The sequence below is a fragment of the Streptomyces sp. NPDC058371 genome, from assembly GCF_042723265.1.
In the GTDB taxonomy this organism is placed as follows: Bacteria; Actinomycetota; Actinomycetes; order Streptomycetales; family Streptomycetaceae; genus Streptomyces.
In genome coordinates this window covers 791,570-816,548 of the sequence record NZ_JBHXJC010000001.1, presented here as the reverse complement: position 1 = coordinate 816,548, position 24,979 = coordinate 791,570, and the positions used below count along the sequence as shown (strand labels likewise).

Here is a 24,979-nt window from a genome sequence, read left to right as displayed (position 1 = left end):
ACCCCCCCCCCCCCCCCCCCCCCCCCCCCCCCCCCCCCCCCCCCCCCCCCCTCCCCTCCCCCCCCCCCCCCCCCCCCCCCCCCCCCTCCCCCACCCCGGTTCCTCCATAACCCTGTCCCCCCCCCCCCCCCCCCCCGGGATCAGGTGCCGTACATCGAAGTCAGGTGCCGTACGCGTCGATCACGTGCCGTCGATGAGCCGGACGGCGACTGCCGGGCTGAACTGTCCGGCGGGGACGGTCGGCGCGATGCCGCACTGCCCGTCGGAGTTGCCCGGCGTCTTGACCCACAGCAGCAGGTCCTCGGCGCCGCCCACGCGTGCGGTGACGCCGAGTTTGCGCCCGGCGGGGTTGCACCACTCGCCGTTGGAGCCGTTGCCGTTGCGACTGGTGTCCACGACGTAGTGGGAGCCGCCGCCCAGCGCCGAGTTGATCGAGTTGCCGTACGTCTCCGAGGACGACGTGGTGTAGAAGTTCGAGACGTTCAGGGAGAAGCCGCGGACGTTGGCCACGCCCGCGGACTTCAGCCGGCTCGCCATGGTCGCCGGGGCGACCCAGTTGGTGTGTCCGGCATCCAGATAGGCCCAGGTGTTGGGCGCCTTCTGCTGGAACATCTGGGTGGCGTAGGCGAGCATCGCGAGGCGGTCGCTGATCTGCGCGCTGGTCAGGCAGCTGAAGTCCGACAGGGCGTCCGGCTCGATGACGACCACGGCGGGGCGGTCGCCCACGGCGGCCGCGAAGGTGGAGATCCAGGTGCGGTACGCGGCCACGCTCGCCGCGCCGCCGGACGACTCGCCGCCGCACGCGTCCCGGAGCGGGATGTTGTACGCGACGAGGACCGGCAGCTTGTCGTGACTGTCCGCGGCACCGGCATAGCCGGAGACGGCCGGTCCGATGCCCCCGCTCTCGGCGGCGAACCAGCGGGCGATCGGCTGGGACGCGATGGCCGACTGGATGCGCGCGGCTCGCGCGTCGGAGGGGTTGTTGCGGACCCAGACGGCCGGCCCGGAGTCGGGGTTGGAGTAGAAGCCGCTCGTGAGGGAGATCGGGCTGGCGGCGGCCGCCGAGCCGGCCGCCAGGAGCGGCAGCGGCACAACGAGCAGACCGATCAGGGCAGTTCGGACCGTGACGCTTTTGAGCGAGGAAGTTTTGAGCAGGGCTTTCCAGCGCATGGTGAGTCCCTATCTCTGGAGGCGGGGCTGCCGTGGGCCCCTCGGCTCGGCTCCCGCCCGCGCTCGTCCTGCGCGGGCGGGGCCACGGCGGTGGTTCAGCGCGCGGAGTCGGCGGCGAAGGTCGCCACCCAGGCGAGTGCGGAGTTCCAGTTGATCGCGATCTCGTTGGTCGAGTACGAGTAGATGTCGTCGATGTAGCAGGTGGCCGGGGCGCAGCCGACCAGGTTCTGCTGAGCGACCGGGTCCTGGAGCGCGGAGTCGGGGCCGCCGGCCAGTGAACCCGGCGGCGGGCTGGGCAGCTTGGGGTCGATCTGGTGGGCCCAGATCCGGTTGTGCTGGTTGCGGCTGTCCTGAGTGCCGTATCCGGTGACGAAGGACTGGTTCAGGGCGTTGCGGCCGAGGAGGTAGTCCAGCGACTCCAGCGCGGCGCTGCGATAGACGTGCCGGTGGGTGATGTCGTAGGCGGTCGCGATGACCATGGCGTTGTTCGCGGTGACGCTGTTGGAGCCCCAGACGTAGGCGCCGTCGGTGGGCAGGTTGGTGTTCGGGTAGCCCTGCGACCGCTCGTCCCGTACGAATCCGTCCGCGACGTCGAGCACCCGCTTGCGTGCGGCGGCGACCATGTGGGCGGGGAAGCGGCTCGGCAGCCGGACGACGGTGAGGTCTGCCAGCGCGCCGGTGTCCCGCCAGGAGAACCCGGCGGGCGTGATCTCCGTGTCGATGTGGGACAGGTAGGCACGGTCGTGCGTGGTGGCGTAGAGCTCGGTGGCGGCCCACGAGAACTCGTCGGTCACGTCCGTGTCGGCGTACGCTCCCCCGCCGACGCTGTCGCTGCTCGGGGCGTACACGTCGGGGTGGGCGAGCGCGGCCTTCCAGGCGGTCTCGGCCGCGGTCAGGCACGTGCGGGCGAAGGCCGCGTCGTAGCGGGCCCACACCCGGGCGCACTGGGCGCCCGCGGCGGCCAGGTTGAGGGTGGCGGCCGTGGACGGCGCGTGCAGGTAACGGGGTTGGGAGTCCCGGTCGGGCTGGGTGGGCAGGGCGGTCCACGCCAGGTCGTGGATCTTGTGGTGGACCATGCCGGCCAGCGGCTCACCCGCCGGCACCTGCATGCTCAGCAGGAACTCCGTCTCCCAGCGGGACTCGTCGAGTACGTCCGGGACGCCGTTGTGGTTCTCGGGGATGCTCAGCAGTCCGTCACGCAGCCCGGCGGTGTCGCCCTGGGCCCGGGAGCGTTCGTAGGAGTCCATCAACTGCCATGCGGCGAGTGCGCCGTTGACGACGTACTTGCCCTGGTCGCCGGCGTCGTACCAGCCGCCCTGGACGTCCAGGGAGTAGTCGCAAGTGCCTGGCAGGCAGGGCACGTCGATGTCGCCCTTGTTGGGTGCCACGCCGGCGTGTCCGGCGGGCCGGGCGTAGGCGTCGCCGGCGTACCGGGCTTCGATGGGCGTGCCGCTGCGGACGTCGTAGAAGTAGCCGAGCGTGTCCTTGCGCAGGGTCGTGTACGGGTTGTCCGCGATGGCGAACGGGTAGCTGGTCGCGTCGCCGACCGCGAGCGTGTAGCCCGTACCGGCCTTCCGCACCGAGCTGAAGTCGGCGATGTGCACATGGTCGCCGGAGGCGGCGTCGGTGCCCTGGACGTGGGTGCGTCCGGTCTCGACAACCGCTCCCGAGTCGTCGAGAAGGCGCCAACCCACGGGCGTCGTCGAGGAGTTGACGATCGACCCCTTCTTGGGACCGTGGACGGCGTAGCCGTACTGGTTCGTGCGCACGGGCGAGCCGAAGTCGCGTCCGCCGCCGGGCGGTGTCGCGCCGCCGGTGAGGGAGACGTCGTCGAGGCACAAGGTGAACGGCTGGGTGGCGCCGCCCTGTTGGAAGGACAGCTGGGCGTGCAGGTTCGCGGTCGTGGACGTGCCGGTGAACTGGAAGGTCTTGGGCGTGGTGGTGACGGCAGCAGTCTTGTTCAGGGTGGTCGTGAACGGAGCGGCGGGCAGCTGCAGTACGGCGTGCAGGGAGACGTCCCGGGTGGCGGAGGCGGTGAAGCGGAGCGTGTAGGGCCGGCCGGCCTCCAATGGGATGTCGTTCTGGCCGATCATGGAGTCCCATACGTTGACCGTCCCCGCGGGGACGTCGGCGCACAGCCGGCCCAGGTCGATGGTGGACGGCGTGTTGGCGCTGCTCCACCACGGGGTCTTGACGGTGTCGAACGTGCCGTTGAGTACCCGCTCGTAGGCCGTTTCCGCGGCGTGCGCGGGCGTCGCGGCCAGGGCGACGGTCAGGACGGGTGCGAGGGAGACCGCGCCCCATCTGGTCTTGCGGAACATACCGGGCCCTTCTCGATGACAGGGTTCCCGGCTCGGTGCGGCGTCAGTGCCAGATGTTGGGTGGGGGCGGCAAGGCTGTCAAGACTTCAAACACAAGAGTCTTTTCTGCGTCCGGACACTTCACAGACCGACCGGGCCCCTCCTAGTCTGCGACTGTAAGCGCTTCCAGTCCTTCCTGGAGGCATCGCACAGGTAACGGCCGAGCTGTGGCGTCATCCCAGGTCAGCATCGATACACGGGTCAAGGACGAGAGCATTCCGATTGTTATCGCTCTCGGAATGCCGGTCAGGTGGAGGTTCGACTCAGTGAGCACGTTCGATCCCGGCTTCCTCTGGGGCGCCGCCACATCGAGCTACCAGATCGAGGGCGCGGTCACCGAGGCCGGCCGGGGTCCCTCCATCTGGGACACCTTCGCGGCCGCCCCGGGCGCCGTCCGGGGCGGCGACACGGGAGCCGTCGCGGCCGACCACTACCACCGCTTCCCCGAGGACATCGCGCTGATGGCCGAACTCGGCCTGCGCGCCTACCGGTTCTCCCTCGCCTGGCCCCGGATCCAGCCCACCGGCTCCGGCCCGGCCGACCAGCGCGGCCTCGACTTCTACCGCCGCCTGACCGACACCCTCCTAGACCACGGCATCCAGCCCTGGGCCACCCTCTACCACTGGGACCTGCCCCAGCCGCTGGAGGACCGCGGCGGCTGGCCCGCCCGGGACACCGCCGAGCGGTTCGCCGAATACGCCGCCCTCGCCCACGAGGCGCTGGGCGACCGCATCACCCACTGGACCACCCTCAACGAGCCGTGGTGTTCGGCCTTCCTCGGCTACGCCACGGGCCGCCACGCCCCCGGCCGCCGCGAACCAGCCGCCGCCGTACGCGCCGCCCACCACCTGCTGCTCGGCCACGGCCTGGCCGCGGAGGCGCTGCGGGGCGATGCGCACGTCGGCATCACGCTCAACCTCACCCACGTCTCCCCGCTCAGCGCCGAGCCCGCCGACCTGGACGCGGCCCGCCGCATCGACGGCATGCAGAACCGCCTGTTCCTCGACCCTCTGCTGCGCGGGGCCTACCCCGACGATGTACTCGACGACCTCGACGAGCTCACCGACTTCGATCACGTCCACGACGGCGACCTGAAGCGGATCGGGACTCCGCTGGACTTCCTCGGCATCAACTACTACGCACCGATGCTGGTCGCCGGCAGCGCGGCACCGGCCGAATCCGCCTATGTGGGCTCACCGTTGGTCCGTATCGCCGACGGAGGCCGACCGAGGACGGCGATGGGATGGGAGGTGGACGAGAAGGGACTCCTCGATCTCCTCGTGCGTCTCAAGGACGACTATCCGGCCGTACCCCTGTACATCACGGAGAACGGTGCCGCCTTCGACGACGTGATGCGGCACGGCGAGGTGCACGACCCGGACCGGATCGCCTACCTGGACGGCCATCTCCGCTCCTGCGCCCAGGCGATCGACCGCGGGGTGCCGCTCAAGGGCTACTTCGTGTGGTCGCTGCTGGACAACTTCGAGTGGTCCTACGGCTACACGCCCCGCTTCGGCATCGTGCACGTCGACTACGCGACCCAGCGCCGCACGCCCAAGGACAGCGCCCGCTGGTACGCCGAAGTCATCCGGCGCGGCGGTCCCTGACGCGGTTCGCGCCCACGGTGCTGCTCCTCGCCACTCCGTTACTCCCCTACCCCCTCCGTCCGAACAGGAGCAGACCCACATGACCCGACGGCCCCCGACGCTCGACCAGGTGGCGCTGCGCGCCGGGGTGTCCGTCGGAACCGTCTCGCGTGTGATCAACAACCACCGGCACGTCAGCAACAAGGCGCGGCAGGCAGTGGAGAGTGCTGTGGCCGAGCTGGGCTATGTGCCCAACATGGCGGCCCGTTCGCTCGCCTCGCAGCGCCGCGGCGCAGTGGTGCTGGCGATCTCCAGCGACGACCCCGCGCTGTTCGCCAACCTCTTCTTCGCGGAGGTGATCACCGGCGTCAACGCGGTCATCGAGGAGACGGACCTCGAACTGCTGCTGGTCCTGGCCGCCTCCGAGCGGGGCCGTACCCGGCTCGCCCGCATCCTCCAGTCCCAGGGTGCCGACGGTGTCATGCTGCTGGCCGTGCGCGAGAACGATCCGCTGGCGAAGGTGGCCGAAGCGGGCGGCGTCCCCGTCGTGCACGGCGGCCGCCCCCTGGACCGGGCCCCGCGCTGGTACGTGGACGCCGACAACCGGGGCGGGGCCCGCCAGGCCGTGGAGTACCTGATCACGACCGGCCGCCGCGCCATCGGCACCGTCACCGGCCCGCTCGACATGCACGCGGGCGTCTCCCGCTACCTGGGCTTCCGCGAGGCGGTCGCCCTGGCCGGTCTGAAGGACCACCGCGTGGCCCACGCCGACTTCAGCGAGGCGGGGGGCGCCGCGGCGACCGCCCACCTGCTAGACGAACACCCGGACCTGGACGCGGTGTTCGTCGCCTCGGACGCCATGGCGGCCGGGGCCCTGCGCGTCCTGCGCGAACGCGGCCGCACCGTCCCCGAGGACGTCGCGGTCGTCGGGTTCAACGACGTCCGCACCGCCCAGCACACCCAGCCCACCCTGACGACGATCCATCAGCCCATCGTGGCCCTCGGCAGCGAGATGACCCGCATGCTGGTGCGGGTACTGGCCGGCGAGGAGCCGACACCCCTCATCCTGCCGACGAGTCTGGTCGTCAGGGGATCCGCGTAGCTCAACACCGAGGTGGCGTCAGTGGGTTGAAAATGACGTCCGGGGCTGACCGCCGCACCGTCATTTCACGGCGGCGTCACGAGTAGAAGCGGTAGACCGCCTGGGCCACGCAGGCGGGCTTGGCCCCGCCGTCGATCTCCACAGAGAGGTCGACGACGAGTTCGGCGCCGCCCTTGATCTCGGTCACGGCGGCCACTGAGCCATGCGCACGGATCTTGGAGCCGGCGGGAACCGGCGCGGGGAAGCGCACTTTGTTGAGGCCGTAGTTGACTGCCAATCCGACGTCCTGCACGCCGAGCAATTCGCTCCAGAGCGGGATGAGCAGGGAGAGAGTGAGGTAGCCATGCGCGATCGGGCCGCCGAAGGGACCCCGCTTGGCGCGCTCGACGTCGACGTGGATCCACTGGTGGTCGTCGGTGGCGTCGGCAAAGGTGTTCACCCGCTCCTGGGTGATCTCCAGCCAGGAGCTGTGACCGAGATCGGCACCGGTGAGGCTGAGCAGGTCGGCGATGCCGTGGGCGGTACGAGGCACGGGAAGGCCCTTCTTGTGGCGGCTGGCTGTGGTCAGTTGTGCCCGTGGGCGGCCCGGAGCGGGCCTTTGAGCAGTTTTCCGGCGCCGCTGCGCGGCAGTGAGTCGGTGAAGACCACCGACGCGGGGATCTTGTACCGGGCCAGTCGCCCGTCCAGATGGTCGAGCAGTTCCTCGGCGCTCGCTGCCGCGCCGGGGCGCAGTACGACGACTGCGCGGCCCACCTCGCCCCACTTCTCGTTCGGCACGCCGAATACAGCGCATTCGGCGACCGCGGGATGCTCCAGCAGCGCGTCCTCGACCTCGGCGGGGTAGATGTTCTCGCCACCGGAGATGATCATGTCCTTGAGCCGGTCGACCAACCGGACATAGCCCTCGGCGTCCACCGTGGCCAGATCGCCGGAGCGGAACCAGCGACCGTCCCGGAACGCGGCGGCGGTCTCGTCGGGCAGGCCCCAGTATCCGGGTGAGACGTTCGGACCGGCCACCACCACCTCCCCCGGCACTCCGCGTTCTGCGGGGGCCCCGGTCGGGTCGAGCAGTCGTACGTCGGTGAAGAAATGCGGCACGCCGGCTGTGCCCGCGTGGGTGAGCGCGTCGGCGCGGTCCAGCAGCAGGACGCCGGGGGCGGTCTCGGTCATGCCGTAGCCCTGGACGAAGGCGAGGCCCCGGTCGAGGTAGCGGCGGATGGTGCGGGCCGGTACGGGCGCGCCCCCGCACAGCAGATTGCGCAGGCTGCTCAGATCCGCCTCGGCCCAACCTGGCGTGGCGGCAATGGCGTCGTACATGGCCGGGACCCCGAACAGGCAGCTGATCCGATGGCGGGCGATCAGTTCCAGGGTGCGGTCGGGGTCGAAGGAGGACTCCAGCACCACCGTGCCACCTTTGAGCAGGGTGGGCAGGCAGGTCATGTTGAGGGCGGCGGTGTGGAACAGCGGAGCGCTGACGAGGGTGGTCTCCTCGCTGGTGAGGTCCACGTCGACCAGCACGTTGAGGCTGTTCCACAGAACGTTGCCATGGGTGAGCATGGCGCCCTTCGCCCGGCCTGTCGTTCCCGAGGTGTACATGATCATGCACAGGTCGTCCGGCCCGACCGGGAGGTCCGGGGTGGTGGCCGGCGCAGCGGCCAACAGCGCCTCGTAGGCTTCGCCCTCCACCTCCAGGCTCTCCGTTGGCAGTTCGGCCGCGGTCGCGGCGCTCTGGCGCACGTGCAGCAGCAGCCTGCTCCCGGAATCCGCCAGCTGGTGGCGCAGTTCGGGCGGGGCAAGGCGGGTGTTGAGCGGTACGAAGACCGCTCCCAGCAGGCCGGCGGCAAACAACGTCTCCAGGAACGCCGGGTGGTTGGGCCCGAGGAAGGCGACCCTGCTCCCGCGCTCGACACCGCGCTCGCGCAGCAGGTACGCGAGGCGGGTTGCCCGATCGTGGAGCCGGGCGTAGCTGGTGGTCCGCTCGTCGTGGAGCAGGGCGGTGCGGTGCGGGGTCTTCCTGCTCCGGCGGGCGGGCCAGGAGCCGATGCCTTGGTTCTGCAACGCGGGACTCCCTTGTCGTGCGTCACTTGCGGAGACCGAGCAGCCTTGCGGCGTTCTCCTTGAGGATCTTCGGACGGACCTCGTCCTTGATCGGCAACTCGGCGAAGTCGGCGAACCATCGATCCGGGCTGAGCAACGGATAGTCGGAGCCGAACAGCACCTTGTCCTTGAGCAGGGTGTTCGCATACTGCACCAGCTGCGGCGGGAAGTACTTCGGCGACCAGCCGGACAGGTCTATGTGGACCTGCGGCTTGTGGGTGGCCATCGCCAGCGCCTCGTCCTGCCAGGGGAAGGAGGGATGGGCGAGGATGATCGGCATGCCGGGAAAATCCGCGGCCACATCGTCCACCAGCATCGGGTCGCTGTACTTGAGCCGGATCCCGCCGCCGCCGGGGGCGCCCGCGCCGATACCGGTCTGGCCGGTGTGGAAGACGGCGATCGCACCCGCCTCCTCGATGGCCTCGTAGAGCGGGTAGGCCATCCGGTCGTTGGGGTGGAAGGCCTGGACGTTGGGGTGGAACTTGAAGCCGCGCACCCCGAACTCCCGGACCAGCCGCTGGATCTGCCGCACTCCCGCCTTCCCCTTGTAGGGGTCGACGCTGGCGAAGGGGATGATCACGTCGGGGTTGGCCAGGGCGGCCTCGGCGACTTCCTCGTTGGGCACGGCCGGAGTGCCGGTGGCGGCTTCCGCGTCCACCGTGAAGACGACGCACGCCATCTTCCGCTCGCGGTAGTAGACCGCGATCTCGGGGAGGGTGGGGCGGCGGTGCTCCGCCTTGAAGTACGCCCCGGCGGCGGCGTCGAGCTCCCCGGAAAGGGAGCCCTGGCCGCGTGAGGACACCTCGGCATGGGTGTGCATGTCGATGGCGACAAGTTCGTCGATGTTCATGTCCGGCCGCCCCTTCACAGCTGCGGGGCGGGGATGCCGTAGGTCTCCGTGCGCCGCCCCACCGAGACCGGCCACGCTGCGGCGATGGCGTCAGCGCTCCAGCCTCCGTCCGCGTAGGCGACCGAGATCTCCTGGGGGTGCGACCAGAGCGCCAGCTTGTCACCACCGATACCGATGCACTGGCCGGTGACCTGCTGGGCGGCGTCCGAGGCGAGAAAGGCGACCAGACCGGCGACGTCCTCGGTCGTGCCGAAGCCCTCGCCCTTGCGCAGGCTGTCGGGCAGCGGCGTGCCGTGCTGCTCCAGCGCCTCGACGTGCGCGGCGAAGGCAGGGATGGTCTTCGTCATGGCGGTGGCTGCGACAGGGATCACCGCGTTGGCGGTGATCCCTGCCCGGGACAGCTCCATGGCCCAGGTACGCACCATGGCGGCGATGCCGGCCTTGGCGGCCGCGTAGTTGGTCTGCCCGAAATTGCCGCGCTGCCCGGCCGGCGAGCCGGCCACGATGATCCGTCCGCCCTCGCCCTGCTCGCGCATCCGGTTGACGGCAGCCCGCGCGCACGTGAAGGTCCCGCGCAGGTGCACCTGGACGACGGTGTCGAAGTCGTCGTCGGTCATTTTCCACAGCACCCGGTCGCGCAGCACACCTGCGTTGGTGACCATGACATCCAACCGCCCGAACCCGGTCACGGCCCGGGCCACCAGTGCCTCGGCTGCATCCGTCGTGCCCACGGCCGCCACTGCGGCGACCGCGCGCCCACCTGCTGCCTCGATCTCCTTCACGGCGCCGGCTGCCGCCTCGGCGTCCATGTCGTTGATCACCACGGCCGCGCCTGCGGCGGCCATGGCCTTCGCATAGGCGAGGCCTAGCCCTCGGCCGCTTCCGGTGACGACGGCGACCTTGCCGGCGAGATCCATGAATCTGCTCCTTGGCTGGGCGGAGGGGATGAACTAAAGCTAGGCACATCGATAACGCTCGTCAATACACTGCCCAATATTCTCGGTCGGCCAGCGCTCGCCTACGCTGTGCCCGTGACCAGCCTCGATCTCGCCCCCCGTCCCCAGTCGCTGATGCTGAGCTTCTTCGGCATCCACGTCCGCGGCCGCGACATCGCGCTCTCCTCAAGCTGCGTGATCGACGCCTTCGCCCGGATCGGCATCACCGAGGAGGCAGTCCGCTCCACGCTCACCCGCATGGTCAACCGCGGTCTGCTGGAGCGGCACCGCCAGGGCCGGAAGATGTACTTCGCACTCACCCCGCGCGCCGCCGCCGTCCTCCAGGACGGGCACGACCGGATCTGGCGCACCGGCGCGGTCAACCGCGACTGGGACGGGCAGTGGACCTTGGTCGGCTTCTCGCTTCCGGAGGCATGGCGGCGAGAGCGGCACGATCTGCGTTCCCGCCTGACCTGGGGAGGCTTCGGACCGTTGCAAAGCGGGCTGTGGGTGGCCCCCGGAGAGGTGGACGTCGCGGCACTCGTCGCCGACCTGGGCCTGGACGCGCAACTCCGGGTCTTCCGCGGCGCCGTAGTCGGCCCGACCGAGGTGACCCAGGTGCTGGAGTCAGCCTTCGACACCAAGGCCATCGCCGCCGAGTACCGTGCCTTCCTCGACCGCTGGACCGCCGCCGAACTCGCGGACCCTCCCCCGGACTTCGTCCGCGACCCCTTCGCCGGCCAACTCCTGCTGCACACCGACTGGCTCGAACTCGTCCGGCGCGACCCGCACCTGCCTGCCGAGCACCTCCCTGCGGACTGGCCGGCCATCCGCGCGGAAGCCCTCTTCCAAGACCTGGCCCGCCGCTGTGCCGCCTCCGCCCGGGCGGAGGCCGAGCGAGTCCTGGACGCCATTCCGACGGGCGGCTGAATCCGCGAATCGTCCCACCGGGGCGCCACTGCCGTATTGACCGACCGGCACATGGTCGGGCCGTCGGCAGGTTGATCGCCCCCGTCGGCGGGACCCCTTGGCGACGAATGGGCGGAGGTGACTTGACCGGAATCCGGGCGGCGAGCCGCACTCGTCGCGGCCCGTCCGCTCATCCGACGCGCGACCATGCGCCACCGCTCGGGCGGCCGACCCACCACCACACGTCTCCAGCGCTACATTCTGCGGTCGGCCGACGAGCCCATCCATCTTATTCTTGGGCAACCTATTGACCGCCGCCAAAATATCGCCCTACATTCAGGGCATTCTCGGCCCCGTCCGCGCTCCCACTCAGGCACCTTCACGCTCCACCCACATCCCCGAGAAGAAGCACCCCAGCATGGGCAGGTCCTTCCTGGGCCGCCTCGACGTCAGTTGCCACAAGCTCAAACTGACGGACCACGCCACCCAGAACCGTCTGGGCCGGGCAGGGCGGCGGCACGGCTCCAGGCACCGCGCCGAGGTGGACGCCCTCAACCACGGCACCGAGCTCAGCCTCGACGCCGACCTGGACACCCTGCACGCCGCCCCGAGCACCACGCAGAACGGGCCGCCGCCCGCTGGATGTAGCGCACCTCCGCTGTCAGGCAGGGCGTGCACGTGCCGCCTTATGACCTCCACATCACCACCCACCTGGTCAACCGCCGTCGCGGGCCGCCTCATCGCTCGCTGACGCCCACTCAACTCCCGCTCACCCGCTCCCCAGGAGACCCTGTGTCCGCAACGACGCGTACCCGCTCGTCCTCCGACGCCACTGCTCCAACGCACCTCGTCCCCGGCACGCTGATCGCCTGCTGCATGGTCGTCTGCCTGGCTCAGATCGGCGTCGCCATCCCGGCCACCCTCAACGGCTTGTTCCAAGAGCACCTGCACCCGATCGGCTCGCAGCTGACCTGGATATCCGACGCTTTCCTGCTCCCGATCAGCGTTCTGGAGCTGACCTTCGGCGTGCTCGGCGATCTCTTCGGCCGCAAGCGACTGCTGATCGGCGGCACGCTGCTGATGGCGGCCGGGGAGACCGTGTCCGCCACTGCCGGCGGCGTGCACATGCTCTGGGTCGGTCAAGCCCTGGCCGGGCTGGGTGCCGCCGCGCTGTTCCCCACCTCGCTCGCCATGGTTGTGGCCGGCACCCGCAGTCACGGCGACCGGGCCAAGGTCATAGCGCTCTGGGCGGCTTTCCTGTCCACCGGCGGCGCGCTCGCACCCGTGCTCGGCGGGCTGACCGGCAATTACGGCTCCTGGCGCTGGTCCTTCGTCGTGGTGGCGATCCTCGCCCTCATCGCCGCGCTCGTCAGCCAACTGCTCGCGCACGACTCAAGTTCACCCCAAGGCCGTTCGCTCGACATCGGCGGCCAGATCACCATCGGCGTCGGCCTGTTCGCGCTGCTCTACGCCGTCATCCAAGGCCCGACGGACGGCTGGGGGTCGACTCCGGTCCTTGTCGCCTTCGTACTGGCGGCGGCGTTCCTGGCGCTGTTCGTCATTGCCGAGCAGCGCGCCGCCTCACCCCTACTGCGGCTCGACCTCTTCACCAACCGCGCTTTCGCGGTCTCCTCTGCCGTCGCGGTGGTCGGCATGTTCAGCTTCCTCGGCACCGCCTACGCGACCAGCATCCGGCTCGGACCGATACAACACCAGAGCCCCCTTCGCACCTCCGTCGCCTTCCTGCTGCTCAACGGCCTCACCCTGCTGTTGACCCCGCTCACCTCCCGCCTGCTGGCACGTCTCCCTGCCCGGGGACTGCTGGCCCTGGGCCTGATACTGATCGCCGCAGGCGACTTCGTCGCCGCCACACTGTCCGTCGACGACCGCGCACTCACGTCGCTTGTGTTGCCGCTCGGCCTGGTCGGGGTGGGCTTCGCCTTCACCGTCTCCTCGATCACAGCCACCGCCGTCAACACCGTGCCCACCTCGCTGGAAGGCATGGCCAGCGCCACCACCAACCAACTGCGCGACTTCGGCTTCACCCTGGGCCCGGCCGTGATCGGCGCCATCGCACTCAGCCAGGCCGCCGCCAGGTTCAACACCGACCTGGCCCACTCCGCCCTCCCGGCCGCCTCCAAGTCCGCCGCCGACGCGGTCGCCTCAGCAGGCGGCCCACTCGCAGTCAACTCGGTCCCGGCCGCCTCTCCCCCGGGCGCGGCCCGCTCGCTCGCCGAGCAGGCCCTGGGACACGGCTACTCGCTCGGCTACCTGGTCTGCGGCTGCGCCGCGCTCGCCGCCTGCCTGCTGGTCGCACTCGCGCTGCGCGGCCACCACACCCAGCCCGAGCAGCCTGTAGCCGACTGACACCGCCCGCACCCGATCCCACCGCGTCCCGGTCGCCGCTCGCTCCCCCAGCGACGTGGACACACCCCGTCGAGCGACAAGGACGGTGGAAGAGGGCCGCTCGGTTTCGAAACGGGCCCGAGCAAAGGAGTCCTCCGAGCTCATGGTCACAGGGATGTGCGCGACGCCCGGGACGCAAGCGCAGGCTGGAGCTCGCGGCCGAGTCCTGGCGCCTGTTGGCGGCCGGGGCAGGGACCCGACCCGGATCTGTAACCCCAGGTCAGCGCACCCTTCCGCGCGGTTTCAGCGGCACCGGCGGGAGTTCGGGAGCAGGCAGCGGAGTTCCGTCGTAGCCCACCACCTCGCCGAACCGCGAGCCCGTCATCCAGTCCGAACGGGCCTGTGCGATGTCCTCGTTGGACCGCCCGATGAAGTTCCACCACATGATGAGCTCCTCCTCGAAGGGCTCGCCGCCGAGGAGCATCAGGCCCGCGTCCGAGAGGGCGCGCAGGGGGAGTTCCGTGCGTCCGCAGCCGAGGTAGAGCATCGAGCCGGGGAGCAGCGGTACGCCGTCGACGTGGGCCTCACCGGACATGGAGAGCACGGCGTACTCGAAGTCCGGCTCCAGCGGCAGTCGTACGTCGGCGCCGCTCGTCAGGGCGAGGTCGGCACCCACGATGGGGGTGTACGTCGTCCCGGGCGAGGCCGTGCCGTCGACGCTGCCGAGGAGAAGCGTGGCGGTGAGGCCGGGTGCCGTGACCGTGGGCAGTTCCGCGTGGTGCTCGAAGCGTGGGTCGGTGTGCCGGTGGCCGTCCGGGAGGGCCACCCACAGCTGCGCGCCGTGCAGCAGGCGGGCGTGCGCCTTGGGGCTCTCCTCGGAGTGACTGATGGCGCGGCCGGAGGTCATCAGCCCCAGCTCGCGCGGACGGATCGTCTGCAGGCTGCCGGTCGAGTCACGGTGCAGCACCTCGCCCTCATGCAGCCAGCTGACCGTCTGCAGGCCCATGTGCGGGTGCGGCGGGACCTGCATGCCGGACTCGTCGGCGATGTCGTCGGGCCCGTAGTGATCGACGAAGCACCACGCACCGACCATGCGCCGGCCCAGGTTGGGCAGCAGACGGCGGACCTCGGTGGACTCACCGAGCTTGACCCGCCGGGGGCTGAGGAGTTCGCGCACCGGCTCCGCCACCACGAAACCGCGGCCACCGCACAGTGCGGGCACCGCCTCGCGATCAAGATTGCTCATGCCGCCCAACCTAGACCCGTCGGCGACCTGCCGTCAGGCCATCGACCCGCCCATTGCGGGGCACTTCGCTCAGATCGCCGTAGGCCTAAGACCGGGGTCGGAGCGGCGTACGCCGTTGGTCGGACCCGCCGGAAAATAGTAGCCATGGATATAGTAGCCATGTACTGTTTCCGGCATGAGTTCGGTATCCGAGGGCGCGACGCCCGGCTTTCTCGTCTGGCGTCTGTCGATGAAGTGGCGGGTGGCGGTCGACCGTGCGGTCGCACCGCTGGGCCTGACCCACGCGCAGTACTCGCTGGTGGCGTCGTTGTACGGCATGGACAGGGCCGGCCGGCGGCCGAGCCAGCGCCGGCTCGCCGATCACACCGGGCTCGAACCGCTGTACGTCTCGAAGCTGGCCCGCGCGCTGGAGACGGCCGGGATCATCGACCGGACCCGGGATCCCGCCGACCCGCGGGCGGTCCAGCTGTCCCTCACGAAGGAAGGGCGAGAGGTCACCCGACGGGCGATCCGAGTGGTCCAGGGTCTTCTCGACCAGCTGCTCGAACCGCTCGGTGGACTCGACGGGGAGCGCACGAGTGCCTTCAGCCGCGAACTGCTGACCTTGCTCGACGTGCCCCTCGACGCACAGCCCGAGGCCGATGCCCGTTCCGAGAACGACGCACACCCGAAGGAGCAGTCATGACCACCACCACTCCCCTCGTCAACGGCCAGGTCATAGGCCTCGCCCACTATGCGAGCCGTGCCGTCCTGGAGACCGTGCTGGCCCGCACCGGAAGCGACTTCAGCCAGTCCGTGGCCCTCCGGGTCGTCTCGGACAACGGCGGGACGGTCGATCGCGACCGGCTCGTGAGCCGTCTGGTCGGCGCGCTGAAGATCGACGAGTCGGCGGCGCGGGAGACCGTCGACGAGTTGACGGCCCTGAAACAGCTCGACGCCCCGACGCCCGAGCGGGTGTCGCTCACGGAGAGCGGGCGGGAGCTCTTCGAGACGATCCGCGCCGGCGGCAGCGAGATCGCCGCCCGGCTCTACGCCGGCATTCCGGCCGAGGACCTGGCGATCGCCGGCCGCGTACTGACGCTCGTCACGGAGCGGGCCAATGCGGAGCTGGCCAAGGCGTAGACGCGGGTGCGGACACCCCTTCGGCCCGGCCGTCCCGGTGATGGAATTTTCAACAAACCTCCGCGGTTACGAGCAGCGAAGGAGGTCAGCAGTGGACACGACGTACTACGACCACGGAACGGCCGCGGAGCGCTGGGAGCGGGCGCGGATGTTCTTCGACGCCAGGGACTACGCGGCTGCCGCGCGGATTCTGGACGGGCTGGTCGCCGAGGTGCCGGAGCAGGTCGGACCCCGGCTGCTGCTCGCGCGTTCGTACTACCACTCCGCCCAACTGCGGCGCGCGGAGGCCGAGTTGCGTGTGCTCGTCGAGCGTGACCCGGTGGAGCACTACGCCCGGCTGATGCTCGGCCGTACCCTCGAGCGCCAGGGACGCCCGGCGGAGGCGGAGACGCATCTGCGGATCGCGTCGGCGCTCGCGGGTGACTTCGAGCAGCCGTCGTCGTCCCGGGCGGCGACCGTCTCATAAGGGCGCGCCCCGCTCCGTACGAGGAGGCCGGGTGCCGTAGGCGCCGGGGCCGGTCACCGAAGTGACCGCCCGGCCCCGGCACCCGGCCTCTCGCGTGCGGGCACCGGAACAGCGGTCGGGGGTAGGTCCCCCGGTCACACCGCGCGGGCCCCGTACGAACGCTTCCCCCGCCGGTACGCGATCTCGCCCAGGACCACGTCCACGGCGACGAAGGCCGCCAGCGGGATGCCGAGCAGGGGGACGAAGTAGCCGAGGACGGCGACGGCGGCCATGAGCGGTACCAGGATCTGCGCGGGGATCTGCTGCCAGGAACCGCGGGGGATCGGACGGCCGAAGGCGGAGGCACGGCCGCGCTGCCACCACATGCGGTAGCCCCACAGGATCAGCAGGACCAGCGAGAGCGCCAGGGCCATCAGGGCGAGCTGGTTGACGAGGCCGAACAGGAGACCGGTGTGGGCGTCGATGCCCCAGCGAGTCAGTTTCGCGAGGAACGGGTAGTCGGCGAACCGGAGTTCGTCGGTGACCCGGCCGCTCGCCGGATCCACGGCCACCGAGTCCTGCTTCTCCGGCCAGCTGCGCTGCACCTGCTTGACGACGTACGCGGACGAGGCGTCGGCGGGCGGGACGATCTCGACCGGGTCACCGAGGCCCTCGGCCCGGGCGGCCGCGAGGATCTCGTCGATGCCCACCGCGTGCTCCGTGCCGCTTCCTGCCTGCTCCCCCGCGCCGGTCGCGTCTCCATGGCCCGCGTGCTCCCCTCCGGCCGCCGCCGAGACCGACGGCGTGGCCTGACCGAGCGAGGTCCTGAGCACGTCGATGTTCGCCCCGGCGTAGGTCGACCAGGTCAGACCGGTCGCCGAGAGGAAGATGAAGCCGGCCGCGGTCCAGACGCCGACGGTGCCGTGCAGGCCCAGGGTGCGGCGGCGCCCGCTCACACCCCGCACCCTCCGCTGCGCGCGCCGGCGCCCGAACCAGAGCACGAGACCACCGCCCGCGATCACCCACAGCCAGCTCGCGGCGAACTCGCTGTAGAGCCGGCCGCTCTCGCCGAGCTGGAGGTTGGCGTGCAGATCGTCGATCCAGGTGCGCAACGGCAGCGCGCCGCTGGACCCGTACTGCTCCAGCGCCCCGCGCACCTTTCCGGTGTACGGGTCGACGAAGACCGCCAGCGTGTGGTCCTCGTCCACGCCCGGCACCCCGGACAGCAGCACCCTGGTCGTCGCGTCCGCCTCCGGTGCGGGGCGTACGGCCGAGATCGCACCCTCCGGGTGAACCTTCCGGGCGGCGGCCACCTGCTCGGACAGCGGCAGCTTGCCGTCCCCGACCGGGACGGTCAGTTCGTGCGCGTACACGATCTTCTCCGCCTGGAAGGAGGCGGCGTACAGAAAGCCGGTCAGAGCGGCGACCAGCAGGAAGGGGGCGACGAGCACTCCGGCGTAGAAGTGCAGGCGCAGCACGAGTGCGCGCAGCGCGGCCTTTCCGGAAGGGGGCGGGGCGTCGGACGGCGGGGACGCGTCCGCGAGGGTCGTGGGAGCGATGGACATTGGCGGGGCTCTCCGTGGGGTGGGGACGGACTCGGGCCGCGGACAGGGCAGTTCGCCCGTGGCGGTCCAGTAGTCGGAGCGCGGCGGCGTCGAGTTCCCGCGGCCGCACGTGACGTGAGTCACACCGGCAGGGCGGGGGCTCGCCCGGCTCCGCCTCGCACCGCGTGGGTCCGTCTTGGCATCCTGGCGCGATGGCATCCGAACGTGACCCCGGCACGACCCGTCCCCTGAGCGACCAGGTCGAAGAACTTCTCTCCCACGACGGCCCGTTGCCGATCGTGGCCGCCGGCGACCCGGTACTGCGTCGGGTTACCGAGCCCTTCGACGGTCAGCTGGACCCGGCGCTGCTGGCCCGCTTCGTCGCCGCGCTGCGCGAGACCATGCACGCGGCCCCCGGCGTCGGTCTCGCGGCGCCCCAGGTCGGCGTACCCCTGCGGATCGCGGTCATCGAGGACCCGGCGCCGGTGCCCGACGAGGTGCGGCTGACGCGCGGCCGGGAGCCGCAGCCGTTCCGGGTGCTGGTGAATCCGTCGTACGAGCCCGTCGGCCCCGCCCGGGCCGCGTTCTTCGAGGGCTGCCTGAGCGTCCCGGGCTGGCAGGCCGTGGTGGCCCGGGCCGCCCAGGTGCGGCTGCTGGGGCAGGACGAGAACGGCCGTACGCTCGACGAGGTCTTCACCGGCTGGCCCGCCCGCATCGTCCAGCACGAGACCGACCATCTCGACGGAACCCTCTACCTCGACCGCGCCGAGCTGCGCTCCCTGTCCTCGAACGAGGCGATGGCGGAGCGGTGGGCGCAGCCGACACCGGCGCACGCGGCGACGGCCCTCGGCTTCGAGCTGCCCGGCTGACGGGCTCCACCGCGGGCCGACGTCGGGAGCCGCCCCAGTGGGCGGCCCCCGGCGCACCCCTTACGCGTCCCGGTACGCCTCCAGCAGCCGCAGCCACACCTCGCTCACCGTCGGATACGACGGCACCGCGTGCCACAGCCGGCCGATCGGCACCTCGCCGGCGACCGCGATGGTCGCCGAGTGGATCAGTTCGCCGACGCCGGGACCGACGAAGGTGACCCCGAGGAGGATCTCGCGGGTGATGTCGACGACCATGCGGGCCTGGCCGCGGTAGCCGTCGCCGTACAGGCTCGCGCCCGCGATCCTGGAGAGGTCGATGTCGACGGCGCGCACCCGGTGGCCCGCCTGCTCCGCCTCGGCGAGGGAGAGGCCGACGGACGCGGCCTCCGGGTCGGTGAAGACGACCTGCGGGACGGCCGCGTGGTCGGCGGTCGCCGTGTGGGCGCCCCAGGGGTCCGTCTCCAGGATGGGCACGCCGGACGCGCGGGCGGCGATGGCCGCGCCCGCGATCCGGGCCTGGTACTTGCCCTGGTGGGTCAGGAGCGCGCGGTGGTTGACGTCGCCCACGGCGTACAGCCATGTGCTGCCCGTGACCCGCAGGGAGTCGTCGACCGACAGCCACGAACCGGGTTCCAGGCCCACGGTGTCGAGGCCCAGATCGTCGGTGCGGGGCTCCCGTCCGGTGGCGAAGAGGATCTCGTCGGTCTCGATGCGGTCCCCGGTGTCGGTGAGGGCCACGACCGTCGGCCCCTCGCGGGTCACGGCGGTCACCGACGTGCCGGTCCGCACCTCCGCGCCCGCCTCCTTCAGCGACTCGGTGACGAGCTCCCCGGCGAAGGGCTCCATCCGCGGCAGCACGCCCTTGCCGCGGACCAGGAGAGTGACCTGCGAGCCCAGGGCCTGCCAGGCGGTGGCCATCTCGACGGCGACCACCCCGCCGCCCACCACGATCAGCCGGCCGGGCACGGCCTGCGCGCTGGTCGCCTCGCGGCTGGTCCAGGGCTTGACCTGGGCGAGCCCCGGCAGGTCGGGGAGGGCTGCGCGGGTGCCGGTGCACACGGCGACGGCGTGCCGGGCCGTGAGCACCCGCCGCTCGCCGTCCGGGCCCTCGACCGTCACCTCGCGCGTGCCGGAGAGCCTGCCCTGTCCGCGATGGAGGTCGGCCCCGATGCCGTCCAGCCAGGCGACCTGGCCGTCGTCCTTCCAGTGGGACGTGAACTCGTCGCGATGGGCGAGCACCGCGGCCGCGTCGAGCGGGCCCTGCACGGCCTGACTCAGCCCCGGGACGCGGCGGGCGTCGGCGCGGGCGATGACCGGGCGCAGCAGGGCCTTGCTGGGCATGCAGGCCCAGTAGGAGCACTCTCCGCCGACCAGCTCGCTCTCCACGATCGCGGTGGAGAGGCCGGCCGCACGGGTGCGGTCGGCCACGTTCTCCCCCACGGGCCCGGCCCCGAGCACCACGACGTCGTAAGCGATGGATTCCGTTTCCGTCATGGGGCCAGTCTGGTAGCTGGTGTGCGCGCCGGCCACACGGGTACGTGCGCGGAATACGCCACCGTGGAGCGGCGTTGTGCAGAGCGGCTTGCCCGAGCCCCGACAGCAGGAAGCGAGAAAGACGTCATGAGCAGCACCGTGGAGCTCACCAAGGAGAACTTCGACCAGACGGTCACGGAGAACGAGTTCGTGCTGATCGACTTCTGGGCGTCCTGGTGCGGTCCCTGCCGGCAGTTCGCCCCGGTCTACGAGAAGGCCGCGGACGCCAACCCGGACCTGGTCTTCGGCAAGGTCGACACCGAGGCGCAGCCGGAGCTGGCGCAGGCCTTCGGGATCCAGTCGATCCCCACGCTCATGATCGTCCGCGACCAGGTGGCCGTCTTCGCGCAGCCGGGCGCGCTGCCCGAGGCCGCCCTGGAGGACGTCATCGGCCAGGCCCGGAAGCTGGACATGGACGAGGTCCGCAAGTCGGTCGCCGAGCAGCAGGCGCAGCAGACCGAGGCCGGCGAGTAGGAACCGGCGGACGTACGACGACGAACGGGCCCCGGCGGGTGAACGGCCGGGGCCCGTCGCCGCTCACAGCGCGAGCGGAAGTCCCGTGTAGTTCGCGGCCAGTTCGGCGGCGGCCGGCCGGGACGAGGTGATCCGGCGCAGCCGGGTGAGCTGCAGCCGGTCCTCGAAGGCGTCCCCGTCGGGCTGCTTGTGCAGCATCCGGGTCATGTCGTACGAGAAGCGGGTCGCCTGCCACACCCGACTGAGACACAACTCCCCGTAGCGGTCGAGGAGTTGGCTGGACCCGGTGAGATGCAGCTGGACGAAGCCGCGGGCCAGGACACGGACGTCGGACACCGCGAGGTTGAGCCCCTTGGCGCCCGTCGGGGGCACGATGTGGGCGGCGTCCCCGGCCAGGAAGAGCCGTCCGTGGCGCATCGGTTCGTGGACGTAGCTCCGCATCGTCGTCACGGCCTTGGACGTGATGGGGCCGCGCTCCAGCGTCCAGTCGGCGTCGATCGCGAAGCGCGCGGAGAGCTCGTCCCAGATCCGGTCGTCGGGCCAGTCACCGGGATCCGTGTCGTTGGGGACCTGGAGGTACAGCCGCGACACGGAGGGCGACCGCATGCTGTGCAGCGCGAAGCCGCTGTCACCCCGCGCGTAGACCAACTCCTCGCAGGACGGGGCCACATCGGCGAGGATCCCGAGCCAGGAGTACGGGTAGTCGTGCTCGTACGTGCGGCTCAGCTCGGCCGGAAAGGTGCCGCGCGCGATGCCGTGGAAGCCGTCACAGCCCACCACGTAGTCGCAGTTCAGGGTCTGCTCCTGGCCCTCGTGCACAAAGCGGACCCGGGGCGAGTCGCTCTCCGGCCTCTCGATGGCGAGGGCCTCCGCCTCGAACAACAACGGTGGCCCGTCCGCGAGTTGGAGGGCGACGAGGTCCTTCACGAGCTCGGTCTGCGCGTAGATGGTGACCGTGCGGCCGCCGGTGAGGACCGGGAAGTCGATGTGGTGGCGTTCGCGGTCGAAGCGCAGCTCGATGCCGTGGTGGACCAGGCCCTCGATCTCCAGCCGCTCGGCGGCGCCGCACTCACGCAACGCGTCGACCGTGCCCTGCTCCAGCATTCCGGCTCGCTGGCGCTGTTCCACGTAGGCGCGCGTCCTGCATTCCAGTACGACGCAGGCGATTCCCGCCCGGTGCAGCAGCCGGGCCAGAAGCAGCCCGGCGGGGCCCCCGCCGATGATGCCGACCGTCGTCCGCATGACGCGCCTCCCCAGTGTTCAGCTCGATTCGCGGTGCACGACCCTCGCTCCGAGCACCTCGTGCGCCTCCGGTGTGGCACCGGGTTCGCGCACCGCCCGGTCGACCAGCTCCGCGAGGTCACGGCCGGCCGGCAGCTCGATGTGGACCGTGCTCAGGCGCGGGCGCAGCAGCCTGCCGAGCATCAGGTCGTCGGCACCGATCACGGCCGTCTCCTCCGGAACGGCGACGCCCTCGTCCTGAAGGGCCCGCATCAGCAGCATGGCGTACTCGTCGTTGTACGCGAACACCGCGTCCATGCCCAGTGACCGCCAGTGCCCGGCGAGTCGGGCCGCGGCCTCCTCCTCGTAGGCGAGGGGCAGCTCGGTCACGGTGGCGTCGGTGCCCCGCAGGGCGCGCCGTACCCCTGCGAGACGGGGCGCGGAGAAGACGTCGAGGCCCGGCTCCTCGGGCATGACGACCCCGATACGGCGCCGGCCTCGGGCGTAGAGATGCGCGCCCGCGCTGTGCCCGACCCCGGCGTGGTCCATGAGCAGCGCGTGGGCACCCTCGACGCGCTCGGTGCCCAGCGTGACGACGGCCCGGGCGCCGGAGCGCTTGAGGACGGCCACCCCCTCGGGGCCGAGATCGCTGCCGGGCACCAGTACGGCCACGGGCCGCAGCTCCGCCCAGGCGCGGGCGGCCTCGTCGCCGTGCAGACCCACGCTGCCGTACTGCACCACGGTGTAGTCGAGACGGCCGAGCGCCCACTGCAACTCGCTCAGGAACTGACTGTAGAGCGGCCCCACGGGCACGTCCGGGGCGGGCATCAGGACCATCCGGGTGTGCCCGGCGCGCAGACTGCGGGCCGCGGCGTGCGGTACGTACCCGAGCTCCTTGGCGGCCTCGTGGACACGGAGACGGGTGGGTTCGCTGATCCGGACGGCACTGGTGTTGTTCAGGACGTACGAGACGGTCGCCCGCGAGACACCGGCCAGGCGGGCCACATCGGCACTCGTCGGCACGGGGCGTGGTGCGGGCGACGGCGGGGCGGGGTCCTTCGGTATCTGCACCATGACGACCGCATCCTTGCAGAAGCCCGGCGCGCCGCTTTGTGCGGGGGAAGTTCCGGTGCCACGGCGCGGATCACCGGTGCTCCGGAAGGTGCTGCCGGCGCGGGTGAGGAGCGGCCCGCGGCACGGCGTGGGTCGGCCCACGGAGTGGACGGAGGTCGGTCTCCGCGACGGAACTCGCCCCTCCGTAAAGGAAGTTCGCCATCGCTATCGCATCGGACCCCCGGACGTTACCGTGCGGTAGACACCGTGCGACCGGAGGTGCCCGATGGCTGACGACCGTGCCCCTGGCCTGGCCGAGTGCGCTCGGGCCCTCGCCGCCGGGGAGGTGACCTCACGCGCGGCCGTCGAGCGGGCGCTGGCCCGGATCGAGGCGAGCCAGCCCTCCCTGAACGCCTTCCGCCGGGTGCGGGCCGAGGCGGCTCTCGCCGAGGCGGAGGCGGCCGACAAGGAGCTGGCCGCGGGCGGGCACCGGCCGCTGCTCGGAGTGCCGGTGGCCGTGAAGGACGACACGGACGTGGCCGGCGAGCCGACCGCCTTCGGCTGCCGCGGTGAGTACCCGGTGCAGGCCGAGGACGGCGAGGCGGTGCGCAGGCTGCGTGCGGCCGGCGCCGTGATCGTCGGCAAGACCAACACCTGCGAGCTGGGCCAGTGGCCCTTCACCGAGGGCCCCGCCTTCGGCGCCACCCGCAACCCCTGGCACGGCGACCACACCCCCGGCGGTTCCTCGGGTGGTTCGGCGGCCGCCGTGGCGGCGGGCCTGGTGCCCGCCGCGCTGGGTTCGGACGGCGCGGGCTCGGTCCGGATCCCGGCCGCCTGGACCCACCTGGTCGGCATCAAGCCGCAGCGCGGCAGGATATCGACCTGGCCGCGCCCAGAGTCGTTCCAGGGCATCACCGTCAACGGGACGCTCGCCCGCACGGTCGCCGACGCCGCCCTGCTCCTCGACGCGGCGAGCGGTCAGCACGCCGGCGATCTGCACCACCCGCCGGCGCTGCGCGTCTCCGACGCGGTGGGCCGCGATCCCGGCCGGCTGCGGATCGCGCTCTCGCTGAAGCCGCCGTTCACGGCGCTGCCCGCGCGGCTCGACCCGCGGATACGGGCCCGGGTCGTCGCCCTCGCGGAACGGCTCGCCGCTCTCGGGCACGTCGTCGAGGAGGCGGAGCCGCGTTACGGGCAGATCGGGCTCACGTTCCTCCCCCGCGCGACCGCCGGTATCGCCGAGCGCGTACGCAACGTGCCCTTCCCCGAGCTCCTCGACCGGCGCACCCGGGACACCGCCCGGCTGGGCCGGCTGCTCGGCGGGGCCCCGCTGCGGGTCGCCCGCCGGGCGGAGGCCACCCTGCACCGGCGCATCGGCGCACTGTTCACGTCGTACGACGTCCTCCTCGCGCCGACGACCGCCGCTCCCCCGCCGCGGATCGGCGCCATGGTGAACCTGAACGGGTTCGGCACCGACCGCGCCATGGTCGCCGCCTGTCCCTACGCCTGGCCGTGGAACGTGCTGGGCTGGCCGGGCGTCAACGTCCCCGCGGGGTTCGTCGGCGACGGCCTCCCGGTGGGCGCCCAGCTCCTCGGACCGGCGCACAGCGAGGCACTGCTGGTCTCCCTGGCGGCCCAGTTGGAGGCGGACCAGCGCTGGCACGAGCAGTGGCCGCCGCCCGCTGCCGTGGCGGATTCCCCAGCGGCGTAACGGAGTTCGCCGCACACGCGGTGACCAGCGTCTTCCGGCCGTACGCTGGGGCCATGGGCGATGCGTCGATGATCGGGTTGATGGGGCGGGTCACCGGCACGATCGGGCCCGGGCTCGTCGGCGAGGTGATCGTCCGTGTCCGGGGCGGCGCCGAGCACTTCCTCGCGTATCCCGCCGCCGCGAAGGAGCGCATCGAGCCGGGCACGGTGGTGATGGTGGTGGAGTACCTGCCGCCCCGCACGGTGTACGTGTCGGCCGCGTACGACAGCTGACGGTCGTCGCGGGATGGTGACCGCCCCCCGCCCATACGACAGTTGAGCCCCTGACGGCCCAGGTGAGAACCGTAAGCGTCAAGATTGCAACAAGGATTCGTCAGCGTCTGTACCCCGGCCCTGCGCAGGAGCAC

Annotated in this window: 22 protein-coding genes; 11 read left to right on the top strand and 11 right to left on the bottom strand. The window is 71.4% G+C overall.

Translation table 11 applies throughout. The annotated features are described in order from the left end of the window. Positions 1-180 precede the first annotated feature (180 nt). Both ACFWM2_RS03540 and ACFWM2_RS03535 read right to left on the bottom strand, forming a co-directional pair. Positions 181-1,170 carry a glycoside hydrolase family 6 protein gene (locus ACFWM2_RS03540; RefSeq protein ID WP_383272539.1) on the bottom strand — a complete coding sequence of 330 codons (990 nt, stop codon included), beginning with the start codon at positions 1,168-1,170 and terminating at the stop codon, positions 181-183. A 95-nt stretch (positions 1,171-1,265) separates the two neighbouring features. Next, positions 1,266-3,491, bottom strand: coding sequence for a glycoside hydrolase family 9 protein (locus tag ACFWM2_RS03535; RefSeq protein ID WP_383272537.1), 2,226 nt, complete (start codon positions 3,489-3,491; stop codon positions 1,266-1,268). Positions 3,492-3,769: 278 nt separating this feature from the next. Between ACFWM2_RS03535 and ACFWM2_RS03530 the strand changes: the two genes are divergently transcribed. Further along, positions 3,770-5,137, top strand: a complete 1,368-nt coding sequence (locus tag ACFWM2_RS03530) for a GH1 family beta-glucosidase (RefSeq protein ID WP_383272535.1) — start codon at positions 3,770-3,772, stop codon at positions 5,135-5,137. A gap of 79 nt (positions 5,138-5,216) precedes the next feature. After that, positions 5,217-6,218, top strand: coding sequence for a LacI family DNA-binding transcriptional regulator (locus tag ACFWM2_RS03525; RefSeq protein WP_383272533.1), 1,002 nt, complete (start codon positions 5,217-5,219; stop codon positions 6,216-6,218). Positions 6,219-6,294: 76 nt separating this feature from the next. Here the strand turns inward: ACFWM2_RS03525 and ACFWM2_RS03520 are convergent, their stop codons facing one another. From ACFWM2_RS03520 to ACFWM2_RS03505, 4 genes are read right to left on the bottom strand one after another with little or no spacing between them, the layout of a single operon-like run. Beyond that, on the bottom strand, positions 6,295-6,750 hold the full coding sequence (locus ACFWM2_RS03520) for a MaoC family dehydratase (protein WP_383272531.1): 456 nt from the start codon (positions 6,748-6,750) through the stop codon (positions 6,295-6,297). Positions 6,751-6,782: 32 nt separating this feature from the next. After that, positions 6,783-8,276 (bottom strand): long-chain fatty acid--CoA ligase, encoded by a 1,494-nt coding sequence (locus tag ACFWM2_RS03515; protein ID WP_383272529.1) that lies wholly within the window; start codon positions 8,274-8,276, stop codon positions 6,783-6,785. 22 nt (positions 8,277-8,298) lie between these two features. Further along, the gene (locus tag ACFWM2_RS03510) at positions 8,299-9,165 is read right to left on the bottom strand and encodes an amidohydrolase family protein (protein ID WP_383272527.1); all 867 of its coding nucleotides are present in this window, start codon (positions 9,163-9,165) and stop codon (positions 8,299-8,301) included. Positions 9,166-9,179: 14 nt separating this feature from the next. Continuing rightward, positions 9,180-10,082, bottom strand: coding sequence for an SDR family NAD(P)-dependent oxidoreductase (locus ACFWM2_RS03505; RefSeq protein WP_383272525.1), 903 nt, complete (start codon positions 10,080-10,082; stop codon positions 9,180-9,182). Positions 10,083-10,190: 108 nt separating this feature from the next. Between ACFWM2_RS03505 and ACFWM2_RS03500 the strand changes: the two genes are divergently transcribed. Both ACFWM2_RS03500 and ACFWM2_RS03495 read left to right on the top strand, forming a co-directional pair. Further along, positions 10,191-11,030: a PaaX family transcriptional regulator C-terminal domain-containing protein gene (locus ACFWM2_RS03500; protein ID WP_383272522.1), complete on the top strand. Its 840-nt coding sequence runs from the start codon at positions 10,191-10,193 to the stop codon at positions 11,028-11,030. Positions 11,031-11,801: 771 nt separating this feature from the next. Next, positions 11,802-13,376: an MFS transporter gene (locus ACFWM2_RS03495; protein WP_383272520.1), complete on the top strand. Its 1,575-nt coding sequence runs from the start codon at positions 11,802-11,804 to the stop codon at positions 13,374-13,376. A 259-nt stretch (positions 13,377-13,635) separates the two neighbouring features. On the opposite strand, the gene ACFWM2_RS03490 is transcribed toward ACFWM2_RS03495, so the two are convergent. Continuing rightward, on the bottom strand, positions 13,636-14,601 hold the full coding sequence (locus tag ACFWM2_RS03490; protein ID WP_383272518.1) for a pirin family protein: 966 nt from the start codon (positions 14,599-14,601) through the stop codon (positions 13,636-13,638). A gap of 175 nt (positions 14,602-14,776) precedes the next feature. Here ACFWM2_RS03490 and ACFWM2_RS03485 point away from each other — a divergent pair, with 175 nt between their 5' ends. The 3 genes from ACFWM2_RS03485 (at position 14,777) to ACFWM2_RS03475 (ending at position 16,189) form a co-directional block, all read left to right on the top strand. Next, positions 14,777-15,286: a MarR family winged helix-turn-helix transcriptional regulator gene (locus ACFWM2_RS03485; protein WP_383272516.1), complete on the top strand. Its 510-nt coding sequence runs from the start codon at positions 14,777-14,779 to the stop codon at positions 15,284-15,286. Next, positions 15,283-15,723, top strand: a complete 441-nt coding sequence (locus tag ACFWM2_RS03480) for a MarR family transcriptional regulator (protein WP_383272514.1) — start codon at positions 15,283-15,285, stop codon at positions 15,721-15,723. The genes ACFWM2_RS03485 and ACFWM2_RS03480 overlap by 4 nt, the downstream gene beginning before the upstream one ends. A gap of 91 nt (positions 15,724-15,814) precedes the next feature. Next, positions 15,815-16,189 (top strand): tetratricopeptide repeat protein, encoded by a 375-nt coding sequence (locus tag ACFWM2_RS03475; protein ID WP_383272512.1) that lies wholly within the window; start codon positions 15,815-15,817, stop codon positions 16,187-16,189. Between the two features lie 134 nt (positions 16,190-16,323). Here the strand turns inward: ACFWM2_RS03475 and ACFWM2_RS03470 are convergent, their stop codons facing one another. Further along, positions 16,324-17,733: a PepSY-associated TM helix domain-containing protein gene (locus tag ACFWM2_RS03470; protein WP_383272510.1), complete on the bottom strand. Its 1,410-nt coding sequence runs from the start codon at positions 17,731-17,733 to the stop codon at positions 16,324-16,326. Between the two features lie 191 nt (positions 17,734-17,924). On the opposite strand from ACFWM2_RS03470, the gene ACFWM2_RS03465 reads away from it, so the two are divergent. Continuing rightward, complete coding sequence (locus tag ACFWM2_RS03465; protein ID WP_383272508.1) at positions 17,925-18,581, top strand: peptide deformylase; 657 nt, start codon at positions 17,925-17,927, stop codon at positions 18,579-18,581. 60 nt (positions 18,582-18,641) lie between these two features. On the opposite strand, the gene ACFWM2_RS03460 is transcribed toward ACFWM2_RS03465, so the two are convergent. Next, positions 18,642-20,075: a dihydrolipoyl dehydrogenase family protein gene (locus ACFWM2_RS03460; RefSeq protein WP_383272506.1), complete on the bottom strand. Its 1,434-nt coding sequence runs from the start codon at positions 20,073-20,075 to the stop codon at positions 18,642-18,644. Between the two features lie 126 nt (positions 20,076-20,201). Here ACFWM2_RS03460 and trxA point away from each other — a divergent pair, with 126 nt between their 5' ends. Further along, positions 20,202-20,588 carry a thioredoxin gene (gene trxA / locus ACFWM2_RS03455; RefSeq protein WP_383272504.1) on the top strand — a complete coding sequence of 129 codons (387 nt, stop codon included), beginning with the start codon at positions 20,202-20,204 and terminating at the stop codon, positions 20,586-20,588. Between the two features lie 63 nt (positions 20,589-20,651). Here the strand turns inward: trxA and ACFWM2_RS03450 are convergent, their stop codons facing one another. Both ACFWM2_RS03450 and ACFWM2_RS03445 read right to left on the bottom strand, forming a co-directional pair. Then, the gene (locus tag ACFWM2_RS03450; RefSeq protein WP_383272502.1) at positions 20,652-21,830 is read right to left on the bottom strand and encodes a 4-hydroxybenzoate 3-monooxygenase; all 1,179 of its coding nucleotides are present in this window, start codon (positions 21,828-21,830) and stop codon (positions 20,652-20,654) included. Positions 21,831-21,848: 18 nt separating this feature from the next. Next, positions 21,849-22,883 carry a LacI family DNA-binding transcriptional regulator gene (locus ACFWM2_RS03445; protein ID WP_383272500.1) on the bottom strand — a complete coding sequence of 345 codons (1,035 nt, stop codon included), beginning with the start codon at positions 22,881-22,883 and terminating at the stop codon, positions 21,849-21,851. A 265-nt stretch (positions 22,884-23,148) separates the two neighbouring features. Here ACFWM2_RS03445 and ACFWM2_RS03440 point away from each other — a divergent pair, with 265 nt between their 5' ends. Both ACFWM2_RS03440 and ACFWM2_RS03435 read left to right on the top strand, forming a co-directional pair. Further along, positions 23,149-24,573, top strand: coding sequence for an amidase (locus tag ACFWM2_RS03440; protein WP_383272498.1), 1,425 nt, complete (start codon positions 23,149-23,151; stop codon positions 24,571-24,573). Positions 24,574-24,626: 53 nt separating this feature from the next. After that, a complete protein-coding gene (locus ACFWM2_RS03435) occupies positions 24,627-24,845 on the top strand; it encodes a hypothetical protein (RefSeq protein ID WP_383272496.1) in 219 nt (72 codons plus the stop codon). Positions 24,846-24,979: the final 134 nt, after the last annotated feature.

Excerpts from the sequence above, each read along its gene's own strand:
- ACFWM2_RS03540 (WP_383272539.1), bottom strand. The coding sequence starts at position 1,170 with ATGCGCTGGAAAGCCCTGCTCAAAACTTCCTCGCTCAAAAGCGTCACG.
- ACFWM2_RS03535 (WP_383272537.1), bottom strand. The coding sequence starts at position 3,491 with ATGTTCCGCAAGACCAGATGGGGCGCGGTCTCCCTCGCACCCGTCCTG.
- ACFWM2_RS03530 (WP_383272535.1), top strand. The coding sequence starts at position 3,770 with ATGCCGGTCAGGTGGAGGTTCGACTCAGTGAGCACGTTCGATCCCGGC.
- ACFWM2_RS03525 (WP_383272533.1), top strand. The coding sequence starts at position 5,217 with ATGACCCGACGGCCCCCGACGCTCGACCAGGTGGCGCTGCGCGCCGGG.
- ACFWM2_RS03510 (WP_383272527.1), bottom strand. The coding sequence starts at position 9,165 with ATGAACATCGACGAACTTGTCGCCATCGACATGCACACCCATGCCGAG.
- ACFWM2_RS03505 (WP_383272525.1), bottom strand. The coding sequence starts at position 10,082 with ATGGATCTCGCCGGCAAGGTCGCCGTCGTCACCGGAAGCGGCCGAGGG.
- ACFWM2_RS03490 (WP_383272518.1), bottom strand. The coding sequence starts at position 14,601 with ATGAGCAATCTTGATCGCGAGGCGGTGCCCGCACTGTGCGGTGGCCGC.
- ACFWM2_RS03485 (WP_383272516.1), top strand. The coding sequence starts at position 14,777 with ATGAGTTCGGTATCCGAGGGCGCGACGCCCGGCTTTCTCGTCTGGCGT.
- ACFWM2_RS03480 (WP_383272514.1), top strand. The coding sequence starts at position 15,283 with ATGACCACCACCACTCCCCTCGTCAACGGCCAGGTCATAGGCCTCGCC.
- ACFWM2_RS03470 (WP_383272510.1), bottom strand. The coding sequence starts at position 17,733 with ATGTCCATCGCTCCCACGACCCTCGCGGACGCGTCCCCGCCGTCCGAC.
- ACFWM2_RS03465 (WP_383272508.1), top strand. The coding sequence starts at position 17,925 with ATGGCATCCGAACGTGACCCCGGCACGACCCGTCCCCTGAGCGACCAG.
- ACFWM2_RS03460 (WP_383272506.1), bottom strand. The coding sequence starts at position 20,075 with ATGACGGAAACGGAATCCATCGCTTACGACGTCGTGGTGCTCGGGGCC.
- trxA (WP_383272504.1), top strand. The coding sequence starts at position 20,202 with ATGAGCAGCACCGTGGAGCTCACCAAGGAGAACTTCGACCAGACGGTC.
- ACFWM2_RS03450 (WP_383272502.1), bottom strand. The coding sequence starts at position 21,830 with ATGCGGACGACGGTCGGCATCATCGGCGGGGGCCCCGCCGGGCTGCTT.
- ACFWM2_RS03445 (WP_383272500.1), bottom strand. The coding sequence starts at position 22,883 with ATGGTGCAGATACCGAAGGACCCCGCCCCGCCGTCGCCCGCACCACGC.
- ACFWM2_RS03440 (WP_383272498.1), top strand. The coding sequence starts at position 23,149 with ATGGCTGACGACCGTGCCCCTGGCCTGGCCGAGTGCGCTCGGGCCCTC.
- ACFWM2_RS03435 (WP_383272496.1), top strand. The coding sequence starts at position 24,627 with ATGGGCGATGCGTCGATGATCGGGTTGATGGGGCGGGTCACCGGCACG.